The sequence below is a fragment of the Pseudomonas sp. SIMBA_068 genome (assembly GCF_046534705.1).
In the GTDB taxonomy this organism is placed as follows: Bacteria; Pseudomonadota; Gammaproteobacteria; order Pseudomonadales; family Pseudomonadaceae; genus Aquipseudomonas; species Aquipseudomonas putida.
The window spans coordinates 1-251 of sequence record NZ_JAWRYI010001167.1 but is presented as its reverse complement, the minus strand read 5'-3'; the positions used below and the strand labels follow the sequence as shown (position 1 = coordinate 251).

At 68.1% G+C, this 251-nt stretch carries 1 protein-coding gene; it reads left to right on the top strand.

The features are described from left to right. Window positions 1-251: aminotransferase class III-fold pyridoxal phosphate-dependent enzyme (locus SB756_RS33200; RefSeq protein WP_410913651.1), on the top strand; the 251-nt coding region annotated here is incomplete at both ends.

The window sequence follows — 251 nt, the reverse complement described above, 5'->3', positions numbered from 1 at the left end:
ACCCGCTGGCGTGCGCCGCCGCGCTGGCGACGCTGGATATTTTCGCGCAGGACAACGTGATCGAGGCCAACAAGCCCCTGGCCGCACGCATGGCCACGGCCACCGCGCACCTGGCCGATCACCCGCATGTGGCCGAGATCCGCCAGACCGGCATGGCCCTGGCCATCGAGATGGTCCAGGACAAAGCTGGCAAGGTCGCCTACCCCTGGCAGGAACGCCGTGGCTTGAAGGTCTTCGAGCACGCCCTGACC